Source organism: Actinosynnema sp. NPDC037264 (genome assembly GCF_055603705.1).
Genome location: NZ_JBVJVK010000076.1, coordinates 14,262 through 36,795 on the forward strand (window position 1 = coordinate 14,262; position 22,534 = coordinate 36,795).

Annotated in this window: 20 protein-coding genes and 1 pseudogene; 11 read left to right on the forward strand and 10 right to left on the reverse strand. The window is 72.4% G+C overall.

Annotation, left to right across the window (positions count from 1 at the left end):
* Positions 1 to 31 precede the first annotated feature (31 nt).
* Positions 32 to 1,105, reverse strand: coding sequence for an epoxide hydrolase family protein (locus tag ACZ7GX_RS40920; protein ID WP_498785372.1), 1,074 nt, complete (start codon positions 1,103 to 1,105; stop codon positions 32 to 34).
* Positions 1,106 to 1,199: 94 nt separating this feature from the next.
* On the opposite strand from ACZ7GX_RS40920, the gene ACZ7GX_RS40925 reads away from it, so the two are divergent.
* Positions 1,200 to 1,589: an MmcQ/YjbR family DNA-binding protein gene (locus tag ACZ7GX_RS40925; RefSeq protein ID WP_498785374.1), complete on the forward strand. Its 390-nt coding sequence runs from the start codon at positions 1,200 to 1,202 to the stop codon at positions 1,587 to 1,589.
* 393 nt (positions 1,590 to 1,982) lie between these two features.
* Here ACZ7GX_RS40925 and ACZ7GX_RS40930 read toward each other — a convergent pair whose 3' ends face one another.
* The 4 genes from ACZ7GX_RS40930 to ACZ7GX_RS40945 form a co-directional block, all read right to left on the reverse strand.
* On the reverse strand, positions 1,983 to 3,173 hold the full coding sequence (locus ACZ7GX_RS40930; RefSeq protein ID WP_498785376.1) for a hypothetical protein: 1,191 nt from the start codon (positions 3,171 to 3,173) through the stop codon (positions 1,983 to 1,985).
* A gap of 29 nt (positions 3,174 to 3,202) precedes the next feature.
* The gene (locus ACZ7GX_RS40935) at positions 3,203 to 4,714 is read right to left on the reverse strand and encodes an alkaline phosphatase D family protein (RefSeq protein ID WP_498785378.1); all 1,512 of its coding nucleotides are present in this window, start codon (positions 4,712 to 4,714) and stop codon (positions 3,203 to 3,205) included.
* A 403-nt stretch (positions 4,715 to 5,117) separates the two neighbouring features.
* Positions 5,118 to 6,218 (reverse strand): galactokinase, encoded by a 1,101-nt coding sequence (gene galK, locus ACZ7GX_RS40940; protein ID WP_498785380.1) that lies wholly within the window; start codon positions 6,216 to 6,218, stop codon positions 5,118 to 5,120.
* Entirely contained in the window at positions 6,215 to 7,216 is a 1,002-nt protein-coding gene (locus ACZ7GX_RS40945; RefSeq protein ID WP_498785382.1) for a LacI family DNA-binding transcriptional regulator, read from the reverse strand. Before ACZ7GX_RS40945 ends, galK begins: the two co-directional genes overlap by 4 nt.
* Positions 7,217 to 7,440: 224 nt before the next feature.
* On the opposite strand from ACZ7GX_RS40945, the gene ACZ7GX_RS40950 reads away from it, so the two are divergent.
* A complete protein-coding gene (locus ACZ7GX_RS40950; RefSeq protein WP_498785384.1) occupies positions 7,441 to 10,176 on the forward strand; it encodes an AbfB domain-containing protein in 2,736 nt (911 codons plus the stop codon).
* A gap of 70 nt (positions 10,177 to 10,246) precedes the next feature.
* The gene (locus ACZ7GX_RS40955; protein WP_498785386.1) at positions 10,247 to 10,543 is read left to right on the forward strand and encodes a hypothetical protein; all 297 of its coding nucleotides are present in this window, start codon (positions 10,247 to 10,249) and stop codon (positions 10,541 to 10,543) included.
* On the opposite strand, the gene ACZ7GX_RS40960 is transcribed toward ACZ7GX_RS40955, so the two are convergent.
* The gene (locus ACZ7GX_RS40960; protein ID WP_498785388.1) at positions 10,483 to 11,061 is read right to left on the reverse strand and encodes a hypothetical protein; all 579 of its coding nucleotides are present in this window, start codon (positions 11,059 to 11,061) and stop codon (positions 10,483 to 10,485) included. The genes ACZ7GX_RS40955 and ACZ7GX_RS40960 overlap by 61 nt on opposite strands.
* Positions 11,062 to 11,805: 744 nt before the next feature.
* Between ACZ7GX_RS40960 and ACZ7GX_RS40965 the strand changes: the two genes are divergently transcribed.
* Together ACZ7GX_RS40965 and ACZ7GX_RS40970 are read left to right on the forward strand one after the other, a co-directional pair.
* Positions 11,806 to 12,927, forward strand: a complete 1,122-nt coding sequence (locus ACZ7GX_RS40965) for a sensor histidine kinase (protein ID WP_498785390.1) — start codon at positions 11,806 to 11,808, stop codon at positions 12,925 to 12,927.
* A gap of 50 nt (positions 12,928 to 12,977) precedes the next feature.
* The gene (locus ACZ7GX_RS40970) at positions 12,978 to 13,625 is read left to right on the forward strand and encodes a response regulator (RefSeq protein ID WP_498785392.1); all 648 of its coding nucleotides are present in this window, start codon (positions 12,978 to 12,980) and stop codon (positions 13,623 to 13,625) included.
* A gap of 12 nt (positions 13,626 to 13,637) precedes the next feature.
* On the opposite strand, the gene ACZ7GX_RS40975 is transcribed toward ACZ7GX_RS40970, so the two are convergent.
* A complete protein-coding gene (locus tag ACZ7GX_RS40975) occupies positions 13,638 to 14,870 on the reverse strand; it encodes a S8 family peptidase (protein ID WP_498785395.1) in 1,233 nt (410 codons plus the stop codon).
* 261 nt (positions 14,871 to 15,131) lie between these two features.
* Here ACZ7GX_RS40975 and ACZ7GX_RS40980 point away from each other — a divergent pair, with 261 nt between their 5' ends.
* The gene (locus ACZ7GX_RS40980) at positions 15,132 to 16,958 is read left to right on the forward strand and encodes a DNA/RNA non-specific endonuclease (protein WP_498785397.1); all 1,827 of its coding nucleotides are present in this window, start codon (positions 15,132 to 15,134) and stop codon (positions 16,956 to 16,958) included.
* 52 nt (positions 16,959 to 17,010) lie between these two features.
* On the opposite strand, the gene ACZ7GX_RS40985 is transcribed toward ACZ7GX_RS40980, so the two are convergent.
* Positions 17,011 to 17,385 carry a DUF3592 domain-containing protein gene (locus ACZ7GX_RS40985; RefSeq protein ID WP_498785399.1) on the reverse strand — a complete coding sequence of 125 codons (375 nt, stop codon included), beginning with the start codon at positions 17,383 to 17,385 and terminating at the stop codon, positions 17,011 to 17,013.
* A gap of 120 nt (positions 17,386 to 17,505) precedes the next feature.
* Between ACZ7GX_RS40985 and ACZ7GX_RS40990 the strand changes: the two genes are divergently transcribed.
* From ACZ7GX_RS40990 to ACZ7GX_RS41000, 3 genes are all read left to right on the forward strand, one after another.
* Positions 17,506 to 18,564 (forward strand): glycosyltransferase, encoded by a 1,059-nt coding sequence (locus ACZ7GX_RS40990; RefSeq protein WP_498785401.1) that lies wholly within the window; start codon positions 17,506 to 17,508, stop codon positions 18,562 to 18,564.
* A 91-nt stretch (positions 18,565 to 18,655) separates the two neighbouring features.
* A complete protein-coding gene (locus ACZ7GX_RS40995; protein WP_498785403.1) occupies positions 18,656 to 18,838 on the forward strand; it encodes a TetR family transcriptional regulator in 183 nt (60 codons plus the stop codon).
* Positions 18,814 to 19,197 (forward strand): TetR/AcrR family transcriptional regulator, encoded by a 384-nt coding sequence (locus ACZ7GX_RS41000; RefSeq protein WP_498785405.1) that lies wholly within the window; start codon positions 18,814 to 18,816, stop codon positions 19,195 to 19,197. Before ACZ7GX_RS40995 ends, ACZ7GX_RS41000 begins: the two co-directional genes overlap by 25 nt.
* Before the next feature lie 36 nt (positions 19,198 to 19,233).
* Here the strand turns inward: ACZ7GX_RS41000 and ACZ7GX_RS41005 are convergent, their stop codons facing one another.
* Positions 19,234 to 20,403: a cytochrome P450 gene (locus tag ACZ7GX_RS41005; RefSeq protein WP_498785408.1), complete on the reverse strand. Its 1,170-nt coding sequence runs from the start codon at positions 20,401 to 20,403 to the stop codon at positions 19,234 to 19,236.
* Between the two features lie 205 nt (positions 20,404 to 20,608).
* The gene (locus ACZ7GX_RS41010) at positions 20,609 to 21,205 is read right to left on the reverse strand and encodes a CGNR zinc finger domain-containing protein (RefSeq protein ID WP_498785410.1); all 597 of its coding nucleotides are present in this window, start codon (positions 21,203 to 21,205) and stop codon (positions 20,609 to 20,611) included.
* A gap of 85 nt (positions 21,206 to 21,290) precedes the next feature.
* Between ACZ7GX_RS41010 and ACZ7GX_RS41015 the strand changes: the two genes are divergently transcribed.
* Both ACZ7GX_RS41015 and ACZ7GX_RS41020 read left to right on the forward strand, forming a co-directional pair.
* Positions 21,291 to 22,073, forward strand: coding sequence for an MBL fold metallo-hydrolase (locus tag ACZ7GX_RS41015; RefSeq protein WP_498785413.1), 783 nt, complete (start codon positions 21,291 to 21,293; stop codon positions 22,071 to 22,073).
* Positions 22,074 to 22,102: 29 nt separating this feature from the next.
* Positions 22,103 to 22,534, forward strand: a pseudogene (locus ACZ7GX_RS41020) (MFS transporter); the annotation flags it as partial.

The following is a 22,534-nucleotide window of genomic DNA, read 5'->3' on the forward strand; positions in this document are numbered from 1 at the left end:
GTGAGGTCGGACAAGTCCCCCGTTCGGGGGTTTACGCGCGGCCCGCGAAGAACTCCCCGATGTCCCCGGCCAACAGCTCGGGCACCTCCATCGCCGCGAAGTGCCCACCCCGGTCGAACTCGCTCCAGTGCTCCACCTGGTAGCTCAGCTCCGCCAACGGCCGCACCGACAGCACGATGTCGTGCGCGAACACGGCCACGCCCAACGGCGCGGGGCAGGCGTTCGACACGATCCCGGTCTCCTTCGCCAACCGCGCCGACGACCCCGCCGTCCCGGTGAGCCAGTACAGCATCACGTTGGTCAGCACCCGGTCCACGTCGATCTTCGAGGCCGGGTCCACCCACTCGGCGAACTTCTCCGCGATCCACGCCAACTGCCCGACCGGCGAGTCCGTCAACGCGTAGGACACCGTCTGCGGCCGCGTCGCGTGCAGCACCTGGTACCCCGGTCGACTGCGCATCATCGCCTTGATCCGCTCCAACCGCCGACCGTCCTCTCCGGACAGCTCGACCCCCTCGACCGGCGGCGTGGGCAGGTAGTTCACGTGCACCGCCACCACGTTCCCGGGCGCGGCGCCCGCCATCGCCCGCGCGATCCCGGACCCCCAATCACCACCGTGCGTGCCGTACCGCCGGTACCCGAGCCGACTCATCACCTCCGCGAACGCCCGCGCCACCCGGTGGACGTCCCACCCGCGCGACGTCGTCGGCCCGGACAGCCCGAAGCCGGGGATCGACGGGATGACGAGGTGGAAGTCCCGCGACAGCGGCTCGATCACGTCCAGGAACTCCAGCACCGACCCCGGCCAGCCGTGGACCAGCACCAACGGCAACGCGTCGGCCTTCGCCGACCGGACGTGCAAGAAGTGCACCCGCTGGCCGTCGACCTCGGTCGTGAACTGCGGCAACGCGTTCAACTCCGCCTCGTGCCGCCGCCAGTCGTACCCATTCGCCCAGCGATCAGCCAACGCGCGAACCTCCGCCAGGGGGAACCCGTACTCGAACCCGGCCTCCGGCAGCTCCTCGGGCCACCGCGTCCGCGCCAACCGATCGGCCAAGTCGTCCAACTGCGCCTGCGGCACGTCCAGGACAAAGGGCTTGATCATCACCACTCCGTTGGTCTAACCAATGTTGGTGACACCAACGCTACCTCAACTCGTTGGCCAGGCCAACAACAATCCCGCGGTCTATCGTGAGCACATGGCCACCTGGGATGACGTGCGGCGCATCGCCATGGCGCTGCCCGAGGTAACCGAACGCCCGTCCTACGACCAACGCCCGGCCTGGCGGGTAAAGGACAAGGCCTTCGCCTGGGACCGCCCGCTGCGCAAGGGCGACCTGGCCGCCCTCGGCCCCACCGCACCGGACGGCCCGGTCCTCGCCGCGAGCGTGCCCGACCTGGGCGCGAAAGAAGCCCTGCTCGCCGACGACCCGGCCGTCTACTTCACCACCCCGCACTTCGACGGCTACTCCGCCATCCTGGTCCGACTGACCGAGATCGCCCCCGACGAACTGACCGAACTCCTCACCGAAGCCTGGCTGTCCCGCGCCCCAAAACGCCTCGCCAAGCAATACGAATCCGACCACTAACCCCACCCCACCTCTCACCCACCCCCACCCGACCGCGCCCTCACCCACCCCGCCCCCACCCACCCCCGCACACCGTCCACTTACACGCCCATCCCCCAAAGGAAGGGCTTCGTGTCATCCCGCCGACCTGGCTCCGCCCTACCGCGCGTGTCAAGGGGGCACCTTCCACCCACCAGGAACGATGGGCTGGAACCGCCCCCTTGACGCGTGTGGTAGCCCGTAGGGAGGTCGGTGGGATGACACGAAACCCGCACCACAACGGACCCGCCGCCGAACCACCCACCGGCCCGTCATCCTGCTGATCTGCCCGTCCGGCGAGGACCAGTTCCTACCTCACCGGCTCCTACCTCACCGGCTCCTACCTCACCGGCTCCTACCTCACCGGCTCCTACCTCACCAGGTGCTGTTCACCAACCCAGTCCCCAAATACACCTGGTCAAATCCGTTCCCGTCGTTGTCATCGGTGTACACGACCGTGATCTGCCCCCAGGCGTCCACTCCGACCGCCGGCTCCTCCTGCCTGCCCGTCGCCGTCGACACCGTCACCTGGCGCGGCAGCCGGCCCGCGACCGTCCCATCCGGGTTGAGGCCCTGCGTCACCACGTCCTGCGCCTCGACCGACGACACCACGACGTTCAACTGGTCGTCGATGCCGATCTGCGGGTCCACGCCCGCCAGCACCGCGTCCGCCGCCGTCCGAGCCCCACCGCCCGCGGCGAACGAGCGCACGCCCACCTGCGCCGTACCCGTGTGGTCGGTCTCCCAGGCCACCGTGTGGTCGCCGTTGAAGTTCGCCGCCACGACGGGCCGTCGTTGTTGGCCGTCGCCGCTCGCGTTGGCGGCGCCCTGGGCGAGCTTCACCCCGCCCGACGGGGTCAGGATCTTGCGGCCGATGTTGTAGTAGCCGTTGCCGTCGCCGTCCTCGTCCCACACCACGATGGCGTTGCCCGCCGCGCCCATGGCCACGTCCGGCCGCTGGTGCGTGCCGCCCGCGGCGTGCACCTGCGCCTCGTAGGTCTTCGACGTCACGGACGCGAACCCGGCCACCCGCACCGTCGCGTTGGTGGAGGTCTGCTTGTCCTCCCACGCCACGGCGAAACCGGTGCCGTCGGGATCGGCGGCCACGGCCGGGTTGAGCTGCTGCCCGTCGGTGTTGGCGTTGGCGCGCGCCGACCCGGTCACGGTGCCGCTGGTGTTCAGCACCCGCACCTGGATGTTGTAGTAGCCGTTGCCCTCGCCGTCGTCGGCCCATACGACGACCGCGGTGCCGTTGTCGTGCACCGCGACGTCCGGCTGGACGTGCCGCCAGTTGCCCGTGCCGCTGGTGGACAGCTTCTTCTCGTACCGGGACACGCCGTCCTTGAACAGGCGGATCCACACGTCGCTGTGCACGGGGTCGGTGGGCGTGGCGTCGTCGCGGTCGTCCTCCCACACCACGGCGGTCCAGCCGTTGCGCACCGCGGCCACGGCGGCGTTGTCCTGGTCGCCGGTGGCGGTGCTGTTCGCCGGGATCCACGCGACCGCCGCGGACGCCGTCCCGGCGCCCAGCAGCATGAGCGCCGCGATCGTCGGCGCTCCGATCATCCGTGCCACATTTCGCTGGCTGAGCTTCTTCATGGCGCCTGCAATCCCGGGTTGCCTGCCTGGACGACGTAGCTCTGCAAGGTCCGGACCGGGTAGTCGCGCACGGTGACCCGGTCCACGAAGCGGAAGTCGACGTTCAGCTGGGTCGGTGTGGTGACGGTGCGGACGTAGCCGCGCAGGTTCTTGTAGAACTTCACGTGCGGGTTGAGGCTGGACAGGCCCGTGTCGGTGGCGTTGCCGTCGCCGCTGGACGTGATCGACGTGGTCACCAGCTCGGTGCCGACGACCCGGTCCTGCGTGGCGTAGTTGTTCATCAGGTTGGCGGCCCACGACCGGTGCACGTCACCGGTCAGCACGACGGTGTTGCGCAGGCCCGCCGCGTCCCAACCGCGCTGCAGGCGGCCGCGGTTGGCGCTGTAGCCGTCCCACGAGTCCATCGACTTCGCGCCGTCGGCCGAGGCCAGCTTCTGCGCGAAGAACACCTGCTGGCCGAGGAAGTCCCAGGTGCCGAGCTTCTGCCGCATGCCGTCGAGCAGCCACGTCTCCTGCGTGGTGCCGAGCAGCGTGCGCGCCGGGTCGTCGGCCTCCGCGCACACCTTCGTGCCGTCGCCGCACGCCTGGTCGTCGCGGTACTGGCGGGTGTCGAGCATGTGGAACGTGGCCAGGCTGCCCCACCGGACCCGGCGGTACAGCTGCATGTTCTCCGCGACCGGGGCCTGCGCGGCGCGCAGCGGCATGTGCTCGTAGTACGCCTTGTACGCCGCCGCCCGGCGCACCTTGAAGTCGCCGGCGGGGGAGGTGTTGGCGCGCACCAGGTCCGCGTAGTTGTTCTCCACCTCGTGGTCGTCCCAGACGACCAGCCACGGCGCGGCGGCGTGCGCGGCCTGGAGGTCGACGTCCGTCTTGTACTGCGCGTGCCGGACCCGGTAGTCCGCCAGGCCCGCGATCTCCACGCCGGGCGCGAACTTGCGCACCTTCGTGGTCGTGGCCGCGCCCTCGTAGATGTAGTCGCCCAGGTGCAGGATGAGGTCCGGGTTCTCCTCGGCCATCCGCCGGTAGGCGGTGAAGTAGCCCTCCTCGTAGTGCGAGCAGGAGGCGAACAGCATGGTCAGCGACGGGCTCGTGCCGACCGCGGGCGCGGTGACGCCGCGGCCGACGGGTGAGATGTGCCCGGCGGCGCGGAACCGGTAGAAGTACTCGCGGCCGGGCTGCAGGCCGGACACCTCGACGTGCACGCTGTGCGCCCACGACTGCGTCGCGGTCGCCGTGCCGCTGCGCGCGATCTGGGTGAACCGCTGGTCCGTCGCGACCTGCCACTCCACCGCGACCGAGGCGCTGCCCATGCCCCCGAGGCCGTCGGCGTTGAGCGGGCTGGGCGCGAGGCGCGTCCAGATGACGAAGCCGTCCGCGACGGGCTCACCGGAGGCGACGCCCAACGTGAACGGGTAGGAGATGGCGTTCGCGGTGGTGGGGGCGAGGACCGTCACGCCGGCGCTCGCGATGCCGCCGGCGATGAGCGTTCGTCGGGTCAGTGGGGACACAGCTCTCCTTCGGTGCAGGGCCGGGAAGAACGCGTTCCGGTACTGCGTACACGGCGAAGGTGATCAGTGGCCATCCCCGACGTGTACGCCCGGTGGAGGGGCCGAAGCGTCCTTTGGTCAGCGCGAAGGGGCCGATGGCACGACAGTGCAGGTTAACGGGTGTCCAACTAGCAGCTGTATTGGTTACCGAAGAACCTCCCGAATACCTGCGATCCCAGCCGATCGAGAATTCCCATGAACCCGACCCGCTCACACCGCCGCTCGGCTCACACCGCCGCTCGGCTCACACCGCCGCTCGGCTCACACCGCCGCTCGGCTCACGCCACCCGCACCGGGTCCGCTCCGCTCACGCCACCGCACCGGGTCCGCTCCGCTCACGCCACCCGCACCGGGTCCGCTCCGCTCACACCACCCGCACCGGGTCCGCCCGACGCGCACCCGCCGCCGCCACCGCCGTCCAGCACTCCGGCTTCGCGAACCCACGCCCGGCGAACGCTTCGAGCACCGCCGTCGTGCACGCCTCCACCGCCGCCTCCTCCACCAGCGCGATCACACAACCACCGAACCCGCCACCGGTCATCCGCGCCCCCAGCGCGCCCGCCGCCACCAACGCCTCCACCGCGACGTCCAGCTCCGGCACCGTCACCTCGTAGTCGTCGCGCAACGACGCGTGCGACTCCGTCAGCAACGGCCCGATCTCGCGGATCCGGTCGGCGCGCAGCAGGTCCGCCACCCGCGCCACCCGCGCGTTCTCCGCCACCACGTGCCGCACCCGCCGGGCGAGCCGCTCCGGCAAGTCCTGCTCCGCACCGTCCAGGTCCCGCAGCGCGGGCACGCCGAGCAGCTCCGCCGCCCGGTGGCAGTCCCGCCGCCGCGCCGCGTACTCACCGTCCACCAGCCGGTGCGGCGCCTTCGTGTCCACCACCAGCAGCGTGAGCCCGACCGGCGCGAGGTCGAACGGGATGTGCTCGGTCTCCATCGAGCGCGTGTCGAGCAGCAACGCGTGCCGCTCCCGCGCCAGCAGGGACGCCGACTGGTCCATGATCCCGCACGGCATGCCGACGAACTCGTTCTCCGCCCGCTGCGCGATCCGCGCCAACGACCGCCGGTCCAGCGACACCCCGGACAGCTCGGTCACCGCCAACGCGGTCGCGCTCTCCAACGCCGCCGACGACGACAACCCCGCCCCCAACGGCACGTGGCCGTCCACGAGCAGACCGAATCCACCGATCGGGTGACCCTCCTCGCGCAACGCCCAGACCACGCCCGCCACGTAGGCCGCCCACCCGGTCACCGCGCCCGGCACGAGGTCGACCACGCGGACCTCGGTCACGCCCGAAGCCTGCCGCGACGACACCCGCAGCACGCCGTCGTCCCGCCGGGCCGCCGTGATCCGCACGACGTGCGGCAACGCGATCGGCAGCACGAAACCGTCGTTGTAGTCGGTGTGCTCGCCGATCAGGTTGATCCGACCCGGTGCCTCGAAGACCCCGTCCCGCGTCATGCGCCACCCCTCGTGCTCTCCCGGACCTCCAACGAGAACGGCGTCCGCACGTGCTCCGGCGGCCGTCCCGGGTCGTCGACGCGCCGTCGCAGCAGGTCGACCGCCGCCCGCGCGATCGCGGCCTTGTCCGGCGCGACCGTGGTCAGCGTCGGCAGGCTGTACGTGCCTTCCTCGGTGTTGTCGAACCCGACCACCGCGAGGTCGGCGGGCACCCGCACGCCGCGTTCGGCCGCGGCGCGCACCGCGCCCACCGCGAGCAGGTCGTTGAAGCAGAACACCGCGTCCGGCGGCTCGTCGGCGGCGAGCAGGCGCGCCATCGCCTCCGCGCCGTCGCGCCGGTGGTAGTTCAACGCGGTCGCGACCAGGTCGTCGCGCACCGGCAGCCCGGCGTCGCCGAGGGCCTTGCGGTAGCCCTCCAGGCGTTGCGCCGCCGTGCCGCGGTGGGGGTGCGCGCCGATCGCCGCGATCCGGGTGCGGCCCAGGCCCACCAGGTGCGCCACCGCCACCCGGGCCGCTTCCACGTTGTCGATGCCGACGTGGTCGATCGGCAGGTCCACCGAGTGCTCGCCGAGCATCACCACCGGTATGCCGGGCGCCAGCTCGCCGAAGTCGCGCGCCTCCAGCGCCTCCGGGCTCACGATCGCGCCGTCGATCATGTGCGGACCGAGCGAGGCCAACGTGTCCCGTTCACCCTCGCGGGTGCCCAGGGTCTGCTCGATCAGGACGTTCCACTCCTGCTCCTGCGCCGCGCCGAGCACCAGGCCGGCCAGCTCCGCGAAGTACGGCACCACCAGTTCCGGGAGCACCAGGGCGAGGAAACCCGTTCGGCCGCGGCGCAGGTTGCGCGCGCCGATGTTGGGCCGGTAGCCGGTGGCGGTGAGCGCCTCCTCGACCCGGCGGCGGTTCTCCGGTTTCACGAACGCGTAGCCGTTGACCACGTTCGACACCGTCTTCACCGACACGCCGGCCAGCGCGGCGACGTCTTTGAGCGTGGCCAAGCGGTGCCTCCGGTGCTCTCGGGTCGGGCCTTCAGCAGGGATTCTCGGGAACGACCGGGATCGTAGCCGGCCGGTCGGCCGCTTTACAACGTTGTATCGACGAGGTAAGAACTGCAAGTGACCCAGGTCACCAACTCCTGCCTGCAGTCGCACCACTCGCTCGCTGCACCACCTCACCGCACAGCACCCACGTCACCAGCACCCTGCCGATCGTGGAGCCACCCATGCGCAAGCTGTCGTCCGGCCTGACCGGACTGCTGGCCCTCAGCACCCTCCTCAGCACCTTTCTCGTCGGCCTGCCCGGCACCGCCACCGCGGCGGTCTGGCAGCCCAAACCGGCGCCGCTCACCACCCCGTGGACCGGGCAGGTGTCGCCGACCAACGCGCTGCCCGAGTACCCGCGCCCGCAGCTGGTCCGCTCCGACTGGCTCAACCTCAACGGCGTGTGGGAGTTCGCCGGCGCGCCGAACCTGTCCTCGCCGCCGTTCGGCCGCACGCTCGCCGAGGGCGTCCTGGTGCCCTACCCGATCGAGTCCGCGCTGTCGGGCATCAAGCGGCACGAGGACCACATGTTCTACCGCCGCGCGTTCACCACGCCGACCGGGTGGAACGGCCGCCGCGTGAAGCTGAACTTCGGCGCGGTCACCTGGGAGACCCGCGTCTGGGTCAACGGCGTCAGCGTCGGCACCCACACCGGCGGGTTCGACGCGTTCTCGTTCGACATCACCTCCGCGCTGCGTGCGGGCTCGAACGAGGTGATCGTCGGCGTGCGGTCCACGATCGACGGCAGCCAGTACCCGATCGGCAAGCAGCGGCGCGACCCCAGCGGCATCTTCTACACCGCGGCGTCCGGCATCTGGCAGACGGTGTGGCTGGAGCCGGTCGCGGCCAACCACATCACGCGCCTGGACACCACGCCCGACGTGCCGGCGGGCGTGCTCGACCTGGTCGTGCAGGGCACGGCCGGCCAGCCGGTGCGCGCCGAGGTCCTCTCCGGCGGGCAGGTCGTCGGCACGGCGAGCGGCACCGTGGGCGGTCACCTGCGCGTGCCCGTGCCGAACGCGAGGCTCTGGTCGCCGGACGACCCGTTCCTCTACGACCTGCGGGTCACCTTGGGCAGCGACGTCGTCACCGGGTACTTCGGCATGAGGTCGCTGGGCAAGGCGATGGTCGGCGGCGTGATGCGGCCGCTGCTCAACGGCAAGTTCGTGTTCCAGCTCGGCACCCTCGACCAGGGCTACTGGCCCGACGGCATCTACACCGCGCCCACCGACGCCGCCCTGCGGTTCGACCTGGAGCGGCAGAAGGCGCTCGGCTTCAACATGGTGCGCAAGCACATCAAGGTCGAACCCGCCCGCTGGTTCTACCACGCCGACCGGCTCGGCCTGATGGTGTGGCAGGACATGCCGTCGCTGGACGCCGTCGACGAGGTGCCCAACGGGCACGCCCACTTCGAGTCCGAGCTGCGGCGGATCGTCGACCAGCTCAAGGGCATCACGTCGATCGTGCAGTGGGTGCCGTTCAACGAGGGCTGGGGCGAGTACGACGCCGGCCGGATCGTGAACCTGGTCCGGTCGATCGACAACACCCGGCTGATCAACCACAACTCCGGCTCCAACTGCTGCGTCTCCGACCCCGACCCGGGCAACGGCGACGTCATCGACGACCACGCCTACCAGATGTCCGGCGCCACCCGGCTGCCCGACGCCAACCGGGTCGCCGTGCTCGGCGAGTTCGGCGGCCTCGGTCGGCGGGTCGTCGGCCACGAGTGGCAGCCGGGCGCCGGGTTCGCCTACGGCGAGCTGTTCCCGGACGAGGCGTCGTTGACCGGGCGGTACGTGGAGATCACCAAGGAGGTCGGGCGCTTCGTGCACACGCGCGGGCTGTCGGCATCCGTCTACACCGAGCCGTACGACGTGGAGAACGAGGTCAACGGCTTCTACACCTACGACCGCCAGGTGCTGAAGATGACCGAGGCGCGGGTGCGCGAGGTCAACCAGCGGGTGCTCGCGCTGGCCAACGGCACCGAGGTCGGGCGCGGCGAGGTGATCTCGTTGCGGGTGACCACGTCCGGCTACACCGACCGGCACCTGCGGCACCGGGACGCGCTCGCGCGCACCGACGTGATCTCCGACGACACCGGTCGGCTGGACGCGACGTTCTGGGCCAGGCCCGGGTTGTCGGACGCGGCGTGCCTGTCGTTCGAGTCGCGCAACTTCCCGGGGCGGTTCCTGCGGCACTCCGCGTCCCGGGTGCGGTCGGACGCCAACGACGGGTCGGCGGCGTTCGCCGGGGACGCCACGTTCTGCGCGCGGGCCGGGGCGGGCGGCACGGTGCTGGAGTCGCGCAACCTGCCCGGCCAGTTCATCCGCCACTACCAGGAGGGCGTGTACCTGGCGCGGTCCGGCGGGACGAACCCGTGGGACAGCGCGACGAGCTTCACGGCCGACACCACGTGGGCGGCGGTCGTGCCGCTGTGGCGCAGCGGTGCGGACCTCCCGCTGGACCAGGCGCGGTCGTTCCGGGTGACGACGGCCGGCTTCACGGACCGGTACCTGCGGCACCAGGACGGCGTGGCGCGCACCGACGTGGTGAACGCGGGCAGTTCGGCGTTGCTGAAGGGTGACGCGACCTTCGTCGTGCGGCGTGGTCTGTCGGAGCCGTCGTGCTACTCGTTCGAGTCGCGCAACTTCCCGGGGCAGTACCTGCGGCACGCGTCGTTCCGGGTGAGGTTGGGCGCGTCGGACGGGAGCGACCTGTTCCGGCGGGACGCGACGTTCTGCGCCCAGCCCGGGGTCGGCGGCGTGCGGTTGGCGTCGGTGAACGAGTTGGGCGCGAGCGTGCGGCACTACGCGGAGGAGGTGTGGGTGGCGGTGAACGGCGGTGCTCACGCGTACGACAACCCGACGTCTTATGACGCGGACGTGAGCTGGGCCGTGACCGCGCCTTGGGCTCCGTAGCCCTTGGTCCTTTGTGGTCTTCGGTGGTCCTTTGTGGACCCGCGCGGTGGTGCTGCTACCGTGCGGGTCCATGAAGGGGTTCGCCGTGCTCGGCATGGTGCTGCTGTGCGTCCTCGCGCCGATCGCCATCGTGTACGGGTTGATGGCGTTCACCCCGACGGGTAGTTGCGACTACTCCGTGTCGGGTGTGTGTTCGTACGGGCGGGTGCCGATGATCGTGGCCGCGGGTGGCACCGCACTGGTGTGGGCGGCGTCGGCGGTGCTGACGTGGGCGGGCACCCGCGGCCGGCCTCGGGTGTACGTGCCCTACGCGGCGCTCGCGGTGATCGTGCTGCTGCTGGTCGTGGCCGGGCGGTTGGCCGGGTAGACCGAGCGGGCGAGCCAGACGAGCGCGCCGCCGACGACGACGTGCAGGGCGCTGGTGAACAGCGAGTCTGGCAGGCGGGTGGCGAAGGTGAAGACGGGTACGGCAATGGCGTAGGTCCACGCCGGGACGGGCGGGTGGGCGCGGCTCTTGATCATGCTGATCGCGAAGGTGATCGTGCCGAGGGCGAAGACCAGGGCGCTGGCGGTGAGGACCGCGGTGGTGGGTGCGGCGAGCGTCGGCTGGTCGAGGTGGAACACGACGATGTTCACCGCGTAGGCCGCCGCGCCGAACAGGCCGAGGCCCACGATGTTCGCCGCGTAGCCGGCCGTGCCCAGGGTGGTGCGGGGTTGTTTGAGGTAGAGGGCCGTGAGGAGCGGCGCGGCCAGGGCGGGGGAGACGCCGAGCACCAGGCTGGTGGCGGTCGTCTCCCCGACAAACCCCTCGACCGCTCCCGGTAGGGCGATGAAGAGGCCTGAGAGCGTGCCGCAGAGGGCGCCGAATCGCAGCAGGAACGTCATGGGTGGGGACGGTATTCGCGCAGGTCGGGGCTCCGGGAGTGCCGAGCGGCCAGTGCCGGGGGTGCCGATCGGCACGTGTCGCCGACTTCCACGATCGGGTGATCTGCAAAAAAGGGATCAATCAAAACGCCGTTTCCAATGCCCCCGAACGTCGGTTGAACAAAGAGGCCGCCCTCAACCACCGCCCCTGCCTCCGACCACCACCCACCCCCGACCCCGCCTCCGACCGCCGCCCCGACTCCGACCGCCGCCCGACCGCCGCCCCGCCCCGGCCCCGACGCAGTCCCGCCCCCGCCCCCCCGACACCGCCTCGACCCGCCCCCGACACAGCCTCGACCCGCCCCCGACACAGCCACGGCCTGGCCTCTGACCCGACCACCGCCCGCCCTCGCCCCGTCCTCAGCGGCCAACGATCCCCGTCCCCCGACCCGGCCGCCGATCACCTGCCCCGATCGCTGGCCGCTGGCCCGGCACCGGCCTCCGGCCCAGGCCGTCCGCCGTCCTGGCACCCGGCCTCTCCCGCCGACCCGGCTCCGGGCGCCCGACCGGCTCCCGACCCGGCACCGGCTCCGGCACCCGGAAACCTTGCTCTGGCACCTGAGCACCCGGCTCCGGCACCCGGTGCCCGGTGTCCGGCAACCGGCTCCCGACTCCCGGCCATCGGTCCCGGCCGCCAGCACTCCGGGCCTTCGGTGGCAGGCGCGCGATCCGAGGTGTGCGACGTAGCCTGCGGGGGTGCGTCCTGTGTCGTGGTTATCGCCGCTGCTGTGCGGCGTGGTGATGGTGGCTGGTGGCTATGCGGGGCTCGCTGGGCTCGGGGAGACGCGGTGGCTGCCGTTCGTCGGCGGGCTCGTCGCGCTCGTGCTGGTCGACGTGGTCGGTTCGCGGTTCGCGGCGCTCGGGTCGCGGCGCGCGGCCGTTGGGGCGCGGCACTTGGCGGGCGGGGTGCAGCGTGCGGCGGGCGGGGTGCGGTATTCGGTGGTCGGGTTGCGGCGGTTGGTGGGTGGGGCGCGGGGGCGGGCGGCGGTTGTGCTGGTGGTGCAGGCGGGGTTGGTGGTGGTGATCGCGTTCGCCGACGGGTCGGGTATGGCGCGGGTGTTGTTCTTGTTGTTGCCGTTCGGCGCGTACTTCGCGTTCGGGCGGGTGGTGGCGGTTGGGGTTGGGGTGGGTACGGCGGTTTTCCTGGTGGTCGCGTTCCAGCTCACCGCGCCGGGGTGGACGCGGTCGGTCGAGCACGTGTCCGACCTGTTGATGTTCGGGATCGGGCTGGTGCTGGCGTTGGCCATGGCCGAGTTGTCGGCCGCCGCGGAGCGGAATCGGGTGGCGCGGGACGTGCACGACGGGATTGGGCACCACCTGACCGCGGTGTCGGTGTTGCTGGAGAAGGCGTCGGCCTTCCGGGACCGGGACGCGGCGGTGGCGGATCAGGCGATCGAGGACGCGCGGGAGTCGGCGAGGCGGGCGTTGGAGGACGTGCGCACGTCCGTCCGGGCTATGCGGGAGCCCTTCCGGTTGGCTGAGTCGCTGACGCGCCTGGCCGGTGGGCTGGGCGTGTCCGTCGCCTGCACGGGTGACGAGTCCCGTTACGCGCCCCGCACCCTGCTGGCGCTCTACCGGGCCGCGCAGGAGGGGATCACCAACGCGATGCGCCACGCCGCCGGCTCGGACGTCACCGTGACCGTCCACTGCGGACCCCGGCAGGTACGGCTGGTGGTGGCCGATGACGGGCCCGGGTTCTCGGTGGAACGGGAAGACTTCGGCCTGCGCGGGGTGCGCGAGCGGATCGGGTTGGTCGGTGGGTCGGTCGAGGTGGACGGTGGTTCGGGCACCCGGCTCACGGTGGTCGTGCCCAGGGGGACGGTGTGAAAGGCCGGGATGGTGTGAGAGACACGGATGGTGTGGGCGACAGGGATGATGTGAGCGACGAGAACAAGGGCGGCGGGGGTGACGTGCGCGTGGTCGTGGTGGACGACCAGCGGCTCATCCGCGAGAGCATCGCGGCCCTCCTCGACCTCCAGCCGGGCATCGCGGTGGTCGGCACGGCCGGTGACGGGGAGGCCGCGGTCGAGTCGGTGGTCGCGGTGGATCCGGACGTGGTGCTGATGGACGTGCGGATGCCGGTGATGGACGGCATCGACGCGCTCGCGGAACTGCGCCGTCGTGGTGCGCGGGCACGGGTGGTCATGCTGACGACGTTCGACGACGAGGCGTACGTGGTTCGGGCGCTGAAGGCGGGTGCGAGCGGCTACCTGCTCAAGGACCGGCCCGCCGTCGAGCTGGCGGCGGCGGTGCGGCTCGCGCACTCGGGCGTGGTGCAGTTCGACCCGGCCGCGGCGGCACGGCTGGCGTCCGCGCTGGGGACCGAACGGCCCGACGGGCTCACCGAACGCGAGGTGGACGTGCTGCGCCTGGTCGCCGGCGGACGCACGAACCGCGAGATCGCCGGACGCCTGCACCTCAGCGAGGGCACGGTGAAGAACCACGTCTCCCGCATTCTCGGACGGCTCGGCCTGCGCGATCGCACGCAGGCCGCCGTCTACGCCCGTGACCGGGGCCTCCTGTAGGCCGGCACAGGCCTACACCGGGACCATCCCCATGAACAGCAACAGGTTCGGCGACCCGACGCCCGGGTTCGTGATCACGCCGGGGGTGGCGTTGGCCCGCAACGCCTCGGCCACCGCCACCGCCGAGTCACCCGGGAACCGGTGCCGCCACAGCGCCGCCACGCCCGCCGCGTGCGCGGACGCCGTGGAACCGCTGATGGTCGAGTACGCGGTGTCCGAGGTGCCCCACGCCGACGTGATGTTCACCCCCGGCGCCCACACGTCGATGCACGTGCCGAAGTTCGAGAAGCTCGCCTTCACGTCGTTGGCGTCCGTCGCGCCGACGGTGGTGGCCAACGGCGTGCTGCCGGGCGAGTAGCCGCACGCGTTGGCGTTGGAGCTGCCGGACACCACCGAGTAGTGCACGTTCGCGTTGATCGACCGGGTGATGGCGTCGTTGAACGCCTGGTTCGCCCCGCCGCCGAGCGTCATCAGCGCGACCGCCGGCCGGCCGCTCGCCGCCGCGTCCTGCGTCGCCCAGTCGATGCCCGCGATGATCTGCGAGTACGTGCCGGAGCCCTGGCAGTTCAGCACCCGCACGGACACCAGCGTCACGTCCTTCGCCACGCCGGTGGTCCGGCCGCCGACCGTGCCCGCCATGTGCGTGCCGTGGCCGTTGCAGTCGTTGCCGGGCGGGGTGACGCCGCCGACGGTGTCGAGCCCGGGCACGGCCGCGCCGTCGAACTCCTGGTGCGTGTACCGGATGCCGGTGCCGAAGATGTACGCCCGCACGGTGGGCGCGGTGTTCGGGTGGAAGTACTTCCTGTCCAGCGGCAGGGAGCGCTGGTCGATGCGGTCCAGGCCCCACGACGGCGGGTCGGGCTGGACCACGAGGTCCTGCGCGGTGAGGTTGGGCCCGGTGGCCGGCCGCGCGGTGCGGTCCTGCGCGGTGAGGCGGACGCGGGCGTCCTGGGCGATGTAGGCGACGCGGGGGTCGGCGGCGAGCCGTGCGACCTCCGAGGCGGTGGCGCGCAGCGCGAACCCGGGCAGGGCCGTCCGGTAGGTGAACGTGACGTTCGGTGCGGTGGATCGCGTCGCGGCCAGGTCCTCGTGCCGCTTCAACACCACGATGTAGCTGCCGGCGACGGCCTGTGCGCGGTCGGCGGGCAGCACGGGGGCGGCGTGCGGCGCCGGGGCGGCGTACGCGGTCGGGGTGACGAGGCCGGCCAGCAGCGCGCCCGCCACCGTCACGTGTCTGATCTTCACGGCTCCTCCAACAAGCAGGGTTTCGTCGGGGAACGTGCTCGTCCTTGAACCACAGCACGTGCACGGGAGCGGCGACAGGTCCGATCAGAGTTCAACGATCAGTCGCCCGATGGTCAACTTTCAGCCTTCTCGGGGGTGCAGACTGCATTCGGTGGTCAGTCATTAGGCTGAATGGGTGAACGCAGCGGAGTTGCGCTAACACCGGATCAGGTGACGTCGACAGCAAGGCCACCGGCGCGCACACACAGGGGGTCTGCGCTCATGGTCAAGAAGAAGAACGGTCTGCCGGCGTCGCTGAGGCGGTTCGTGCGCACCAAGGGCGCCGACTACCTGCGTGACCCGAACGTGTCCTCGATCGGCATCGGCTACAAGGTGGCCGACGGCAAGCCGACGGACGAGATCGCCATCCAGTTCACCGTCCGGCAGAAGGCCGAGCCCGAGGCGTTGCGCGCGCTCGGCACGGCGCTGCTGCCCGAGACGATCGAGGTCGACGGCGTGCCCGTGCCGACCGACGTGCTGCAACGCGACTACCGGGTCGACTTCCACGTGGTGGAGGAGACGGTCAGCGACGTGCGCAAGACGCGGGTCGACCCGGTGTCGCCGGGCGTGAGCGTGGGCCACGTGCGCGTCTCCGCGGGCACGTTCGGCTGCGTCGTCTACGACCGGGTCGACGGCACCCCGTACGCGCTGAGCAACTGGCACGTCCTGCACGGCCCGAACGGCGCGCTGGGCGAGGACGTGGTGCAGCCCGGCGTGCACGACGACAACCGCACCGACCGCAACCGGCTCGGCCGGCTCGTGCGGTCGCACCTCGGCGCGGCGGGCGACTGCGCCATCGCCACCATCGAGGACCGGCGGTTCGAGGCGGAGATCCTCGACCTCGGCGTGCGCGTGGACCGGATCGGCGAGCCCGAACTGGGCGACAAGGTCGTCAAGAGCGGTCGGACGACCGGCGTGACGCACGGCGTGGTCCGCCGCGTGGACACCCTCGTCAAGATCGACTACGGCCCCGGCGTCGGCCAGCGGCAGATCGGCTGCTTCGAGATCGGGCCGGACCCGGCGCGGCCCGCCGCCGACGGCGAGATCAGCATGGGCGGCGACTCCGGCTCCGCGTGGGTGTTCAAGGCGTCCAACGGCAAGACCGGCAAGACCATGGCGGGCCTGCACTTCGCGGGCGAGGCGGGCGACAGCCCCGACGAGCACGCGCTGGCGTGCCTGCCCGGCTCGGTGTTCGAGAAGCTGGGCATCACGCTCACGCCGCCGCGCAAGGTCGAGGCCGCCGCGCTGGTCGGGTTCGACGAGAACTTCCTCGGCACGCCGGCCGGCGTGCCGGAGCTCGGCGAGGCGGCGCGGGCCGACGCGGTCGAGCTGAACGGGTCGGTGGTGGTCGACTACACGCACTTCTCGCTGGCGCAGAGCAAGTCGCGGCGGTTCGCTTTCTGGGTGGCGTGGAACATCGACGGCGGCGACCTGAAGTCGATCAACCGCACCGGCATCCCGTTCGTGCTCGACCCGCGGCTGCCGGCGCAGTTCCAGGTCGGCGACGAGCTGTACCGGGGCAACCGGCTCGACCGCGGCCACCTGGCCCGGCGCGCCGACCTGCTGTGGGGCCCGAAGGCGGTGGCGCAGAAGGCGAACGTCGACTCGTTCTTCTTCACCAACATCACGCCCCAGATGGACGACTTCAACCAGAGCATGCGGCAGGGCCTGTGGGGCAGGCTCGAGGACGCGGTGCTGGCCGACGTGGACGTCGACGACCTCCGGGTGAGCGTCTACGGCGGCCCGGTGTTCCGGTCCGACGACCGCGTCTTCCGCGGGGTGGCGCTGCCGCGCGAGTACTGGAAGGTGATCGCGTTCACCTCGGCGGGCACGCTGAAGGCGCGGGCGTTCGTGCTGACCCAGAACCTGAACCAGCTGGAATCGCTGGAGCTCGACGAGTTCCGCGTCTTCCAGGTGCGGCTGGGCGAGGTCGAGGAGCGCTGCGGCTTCACGTTCCCGGCGGCGCTGACGGCGGCGGACACCCTGGTCGTACCGGAATCCCTGGACGAGCGCGCACCGCTGGAGGCGTTGAGCGACATCCAGTGGTGAGCGACATCCAGTGGTGAGCGACGTCCGGTGGTGAGACATCCGGTCGTGGACGTCAGCCAGGACGGCGCCGCAACCAGAGAATCGACCCCACGCCGACGACGATCAGCCCGAGCCCGACCGCGGGCCAGAGGTACAGGTTCTGCCCGTCCTCCGGGAAGTGGGCGGCGCTCGGGTTGTTCGGCCGGTAGCTGACCTCCACCCGGTCGCCCGGCGCCGGCTTCCGGTCGGACGGCGGGAGGGTCTCGGTGACCTCCTCGCCGTCGGCCGTGGTGAACCGCACGGTCGACTTCCAGTCGCCGCCGTCGGCTTGGGCGACCCTGACCACCTCGGCCTGCGTGTCGACCAGGCGCCGGTCGTCCACCACGAGCCAGCCGCCGAACGCGATCAAGGCCACGCCGGAGACGATGAAGATCACAGCTCTGAGCACCGCGGTTCCCCCTGCGTCCGGCGACCTGCCCCCACGGTGGAGCTTATCGGGTGTCACCTGGCCGGGTGGCGCGTGCCGGCGGCGTGCTGATTCCCGGCGCTAGGCTGGAGAGTGCGCTTGATGTTCGCTGCGCTCGCAGCCCACGGACACACCTACCCCTCGATCCCCTTGGCCCTGGCCGCCCGCGATGCCGGGCACGACGTGGTGTTCGCCGCCGGTGAGCCGTTCCTGCCCGCGTTGCGCGAAGCCGGGCTGCGCGCCGAGCCCGCCGGGATGGGCATGGCGGAGGCGTTCGCCGGGGTCGAGCCCACCGACCGGGGCATCGGCCACGTCATCGGCGACGTGCTGCCGCGCCGGTGGTTCGCCGACCTGACGCCGTTGCTGCGCGCCCACCGGCCGGACCTGCTCGTCCACGACCTGGCCACGCTGGGCGCGGCGCTGGCCGGCGCGGCGGCGGGCGTGCCCGCGATCGCGCACACGTTCGGCCGGGTGTCGCCGGGGCCGATGTCGGAGGCGATGGTGGCGGCGTTCGACGCGCTGGCCGCCGAACTCGGCGTCACGCTCCCGCTGGCCCGCAGCGTCGACATCTGCCCGGACTCGGTGCAGTCGCCGCAGTTCCGCGCGACCGACCGCGTCCCGCTGCGCGCGGTCGGCTGGTCGCGGCCGGGCGACGTGCCCGAACGCGGCTCCCGGCCGTTCGTGTACCTGACCCTGGGCACCGCCTACGCCTCGACCGACGTGCTGCGGCAGGCGGTCGACGGGCTGGCCGCGCTGCCGGTGGACGTCGTCGTGGCGACCGGGCCGGTGGTGGACGTGGCGGCGCTGGGCCCGGCCCCGGACAACGTGCGGCTGACGGCGTGGACGCCGCAGCACCGCCTGCTGCGCGAGGTCGACCTGGTCGTGCACCACGGCGGCAGCGGCACGATGCTCGGCGCGTTCGCCGCGGGCGTGCCGCAACTGCTCCTGCCGCAGGGCGCGGACCAGTTCGGCAACGCCCGAGCCGTCCTCGACGCGGGCGCCGGCGCGCGCCTGTTGCCCGGTGAGGTCAGCCGTGAAGCGGTGACGGCGGCGGCGGGCGCGCTGCTCGTGGACGACGCCGCCCGTGCGGGCGCGCGCCGCCTCGCGATCGAGATCGCCACCATGCCCTCACCGGCCGAGGTGGTCGACCGGCTCACCTGACCGGCGCGTGGCGCCCGACCCGATCACGGAGGGCCGGTGCGACCGCGTTCGGCGCGCAACGCCGCCCTGAACGCTCGGTAAACTGGGTGGCATGGCCAGGGGGGTCGACACGAAGGCGCGTGCGCAGGCAGTGGCACGCGAGCTCTTCCTCGAGCGGGGCGTGCGGGGCACCAGCCTGCAGGAGATCGCGGACCGCCTGGGAGTCACCAACCGGCGCTCTACTACCACTTCCCGTCGCGCGACGCGCTGGTGCGCAGCATCGTCGAGCCGTTGATCGAGGACGGCGACGCGTTCGTGGTGGAGCTGGAGGCCCGCCCGCCCGACGGCCCGCGACCGTTGCTGGAAGGCTATTTCACCTTCCACTTCAGGCACCGCGAGGCGGTCGCGCTGCTGGTCCGGGAGTCGGCCGCGCTCGCCGACCTGGGCCTGGTCGACCGCATCCTGGACCTGCGCTCGCGGGTGACGGCCCTCCTGGTCGGCGAGAACCCGTCGCTGGCGGACGCGACCCGGGCGGCCGTGGCGCTGAGCGGCTTGGCCGACTGCCTCCTGCTCTTCGCCGACGAGCCCTTCGACGCCCTGCGCACGGCTGTGGTGGACGCCGCCCACGCCGCGCTGACGGGCCGGCCCGGGTAGGCCGCTCGGGCCGGTGGGCCCTGCTCCCGGATCCACCTACGGCCGGTCCGGTCCGTGAAGACGCGTCGCAACGCGGCGGTCGTGGTCGTCCACGTCCCTCGCGCTCCGGTGCAGGGTGAAAGGTCTGGGTACGAGGCCGTCGGCCAGGACCGGCCGCTCGTCGCCCCCGGTGACGGTCAGGTGGGCGTCGTCGGCCAGCGCGGTCACCGTCGCGGTGATCAGGACCTGGGCCGGCGACGCGCCGGCGCAGGTGAACGGACCCGTGCCGAACGGCAGGTAGGGGCCGTGCCCGCCCGGGTGCGCCCACCGGTCGGGCCGGAACACGTCGGGGTCGGTCCAGTGCCGCTCGTCGTGGTGCGCCAGGTAGGGGCTGACCGACAGCACCTCGCCGGGCCGCACGGGGACCTCGCCGAACCCGGCCGGCGTCGACCGGACGACCAGCCAGGCCATCGGGCGGTGCCGCAACGCCTCGCGCACGACCCGGTCGACCGGCCACGGCCACCGCGAACCGGGCGCGTGCAGGCAGGCCAGCAGCACCGACCACGCCACCGTGCAGCCGACCGGCGCCACGATCGCCCGGAACAGCACCACGAACAGCTCGGCCACGGCCTGGTCGGCCATCCCGTCCGGGCACGTCCCGATCACGGCGTCCAGCACGTCGCGCGGCTCGCCGGTCCCGACCACCCGACGCGCCGCCACCTCCGCGGCCACGCCGGCCAGCAACCTGCCGCGCAGCACCTCCGCCCGCGCCCGTTGCCACACGTGCGGTGGGCGGATCAGCGCGCCGCCGAGTGCGGCCCGCTCCACCGACCGCCGCAGCCCGGACGGCGTGCGCGGGTGCAGCAGCAGGTCGGCCGCGGACCGGTGCACCAGCGCCGTCCCGGCCGCGGGCCACCTGCTGACCGCGGGCAGTTCGGCCACCGCCGCGGCCAGCCCCGCGTGGAAGTCGGGCACGCGCGCCCGCAGCAGGTCCCGCACCGCGCGCCCGACCGCCTCCTGATCCGACCGGGAGGGCAGCAGGTTCCCGAAGAACGCGGACATCCCGCCGTGGAACGCGGGCTCGTGCAACACCGTCCGCGCCAGGTCCGCGTCGCCCACGCACCAGTCGCCCCACGGCAGCCGGAACACCGGTGCCGGGGCACGGCGGCGCAGGCGTTCGATCGAAGCCAACGGATCCCGCCGGAACCGGCGCATTTCGGCGCTCATCGCAATCCCCCCGGGGACCACGGTGCCACTCTTCGGCGCGGAAAGACCCGTCGCCGGCCCGAATCCCACCAACGTGGGATGACGCGCGCCGCTCGGCCACGCTCCGTCACGTCGGGTGAATGGCCTTCGCGTCCACTTGCGACCGGGGACCGCGAGCCGCAGTTGTCCACAGAGGATAGTGGGCGGCCGGTCCGGTGACGGTTAGTCAGCTCGCCTGCCGGGTGCGCCGGGCGTAGGCACGGGCGGCGCGGGCGCGGTCGCCGCAACGGGTCGAGCACCAGTGGCGGCGGCCGTGGCGCAGCAGGTAGCGGTTGCACGGGGTCGAGCCGCAGTGGGTCAGGCGGTCGGCGTCGGGGCCGGTGAGGAGGTCGGCGGCGTTGGCGGCCAGGGTCGCGAGCGCGCGGTCGAGGATCTCGTTGGTGGGGCACGGTGTCGCGCGGTAAGGGCCGGTCCGCTCGTCCCACTGCAGCAGCGCGGCCGTCGGCGCCTTGCTCAACGCGTCGTTGACGGCCGACAGGGCCGCCGGCAGGGCGGGCACCCCGGCGACGCGCGCGGCGAAGAGCGACCTGAGCTGCTCGCGCAACGAGCGCAGTTGCGACGCGCAGATCTCCCGCACCCCGGCGTCGGCCGGGGCGAGGCCGCGGTCGAAGAGCCACTGGTTCGTGCCCTCGGGCGTGCCGAGGAGGTCGGTGAACTGCCCGCCGGGCAGTGCGACGGCGCTGTTGACGAAGTCGAGGGCCAGGTAGTCCTCCGCGCCGGGGGCGGGCGGTGGCGCGGCGTCGTCGGCCAGGGCGTCCGTCATGGCTCTCATGGTACGAGTTGTGCTTTTCCGTGAGAAAGGGCTACCGTCCCTCACGGATAGCCCCTTGATCATCCGTGAGGTTACGATGACCCGCACCACCGGCGAACGGCTCGCCGTCCGCGTCTTCGGCGGCCCGACCGCCCTGTTCGAGTACGGCGGCCTGCGCTTCCTGACCGACCCGACGTTCGACGCGCCGGGCGACTACGCCGTGCCGCGCGGCAAGCTGACCAAGACGGCGCCGTCCGCCGCCGCACCGGCCGACCTGGGCGCCGTCGACGTGGTCCTGCTCTCGCACGACGAGCACCCGGACAACCTCGACCACGCCGGCCGGGCGCTGCTCGCCGACGTCCCGCTCACCCTCACCACGCCCGGTGGCGGGCAGCGGCTGGGTGGGCGGGCCAGGGGACTGGCCGACTGGGAGTCCGTCCGCCTCGACCGCCCCGACGGCGGCACGGTCACCGTCACCGGCGTGCCCGCGATCCACGGTCCGCTGGCCCGGGCCGAGGTCGAACCGCTCACCGGCCAGGTCGTCGGCTTCGTGCTGACCGGCGACGACCTGCCCGCGGTCTACGTCAGCGGCGACAACGCCTCGCTCGACGTGGTCCGGCAGGTCGCCGAGCGCTTCGGCCCGGTGGGCACCGCCGTCCTGTTCGCCGGCGCTCCCCGGTTCCCGATCCTCTTCGACGGCGCGGCCATCGTCCTCGACAGCGCCCAGGCCGCCGAGGCCGCCGAGATCCTCGGCGCGCGCCAGGTCGTGCCCGTGCACTACGACAGCTGGGCGCACTTCACCGAGGGCCGTGACGACCTGGTGGAGGCGTTCACCGCCGCCGGGCTGCTCGACCGCCTCGACCTGGGCGACCGGGGCTGACCAGGTCGAGGCCGACGCCGGCCGGGGACATCACGGCCGCGCAGCGCCGCAGCCTGATCGTCCTGGGCGTCGCCCAGGTGCTCAGCGGCGCCGGACTGGCGGCCGGCGTGACGGTCGGCGCGCTGCTCGCGCAGGACGTGCTCGGCTCCACCGGCCTCGCGGGGCTGCCCAGCGCCGTGGGCACCGCCGGCACGGCGCTGGCGGCGTTCGCGGTCGGGCGGCTCTCCCAGGCACGCGGGCGCCGCCCCGGCCTCACCGCCGGGTACCTGGCCGGTGCGATCGGGAGCGCGGGCGTGATCACCGCCGCCGTCCTGGGGGACGCCGTGCTGCTGTTCGCCTCGCTGTTCGTCTACGGCGCGGGCGCGGTGACCACCCTGCAAGCCCGGTGGGGGGGGGGGGGGGGGGGGGCGGCTCAGCGCCCAGCGGGCCCCCGAAGCGCAGCCGGAGGCGGGCTGCCCAGC

What these genes read in the sequence shown, in the direction of transcription:
- ACZ7GX_RS40920 (WP_498785372.1), bottom strand. Translation starts at nt 1,105, where the DNA reads ATGATCAAGCCCTTTGTCCTGGACGTGCCGCAGGCGCAGTTGGACGAC.
- ACZ7GX_RS40925 (WP_498785374.1), top strand. Translation starts at nt 1,200, where the DNA reads ATGGCCACCTGGGATGACGTGCGGCGCATCGCCATGGCGCTGCCCGAG.
- ACZ7GX_RS40930 (WP_498785376.1), bottom strand. Translation starts at nt 3,173, where the DNA reads ATGATCGGAGCGCCGACGATCGCGGCGCTCATGCTGCTGGGCGCCGGG.
- galK (WP_498785380.1), bottom strand. Translation starts at nt 6,218, where the DNA reads ATGACGCGGGACGGGGTCTTCGAGGCACCGGGTCGGATCAACCTGATC.
- ACZ7GX_RS40950 (WP_498785384.1), top strand. Translation starts at nt 7,441, where the DNA reads ATGCGCAAGCTGTCGTCCGGCCTGACCGGACTGCTGGCCCTCAGCACC.
- ACZ7GX_RS40955 (WP_498785386.1), top strand. Translation starts at nt 10,247, where the DNA reads ATGAAGGGGTTCGCCGTGCTCGGCATGGTGCTGCTGTGCGTCCTCGCG.
- ACZ7GX_RS40960 (WP_498785388.1), bottom strand. Translation starts at nt 11,061, where the DNA reads ATGACGTTCCTGCTGCGATTCGGCGCCCTCTGCGGCACGCTCTCAGGC.
- ACZ7GX_RS40980 (WP_498785397.1), top strand. Translation starts at nt 15,132, where the DNA reads ATGGTCAAGAAGAAGAACGGTCTGCCGGCGTCGCTGAGGCGGTTCGTG.
- ACZ7GX_RS40990 (WP_498785401.1), top strand. Translation starts at nt 17,506, where the DNA reads ATGTTCGCTGCGCTCGCAGCCCACGGACACACCTACCCCTCGATCCCC.
- ACZ7GX_RS40995 (WP_498785403.1), top strand. Translation starts at nt 18,656, where the DNA reads ATGGCCAGGGGGGTCGACACGAAGGCGCGTGCGCAGGCAGTGGCACGC.
- ACZ7GX_RS41005 (WP_498785408.1), bottom strand. Translation starts at nt 20,403, where the DNA reads ATGAGCGCCGAAATGCGCCGGTTCCGGCGGGATCCGTTGGCTTCGATC.
- ACZ7GX_RS41010 (WP_498785410.1), bottom strand. Translation starts at nt 21,205, where the DNA reads ATGACGGACGCCCTGGCCGACGACGCCGCGCCACCGCCCGCCCCCGGC.
- ACZ7GX_RS41015 (WP_498785413.1), top strand. Translation starts at nt 21,291, where the DNA reads ATGACCCGCACCACCGGCGAACGGCTCGCCGTCCGCGTCTTCGGCGGC.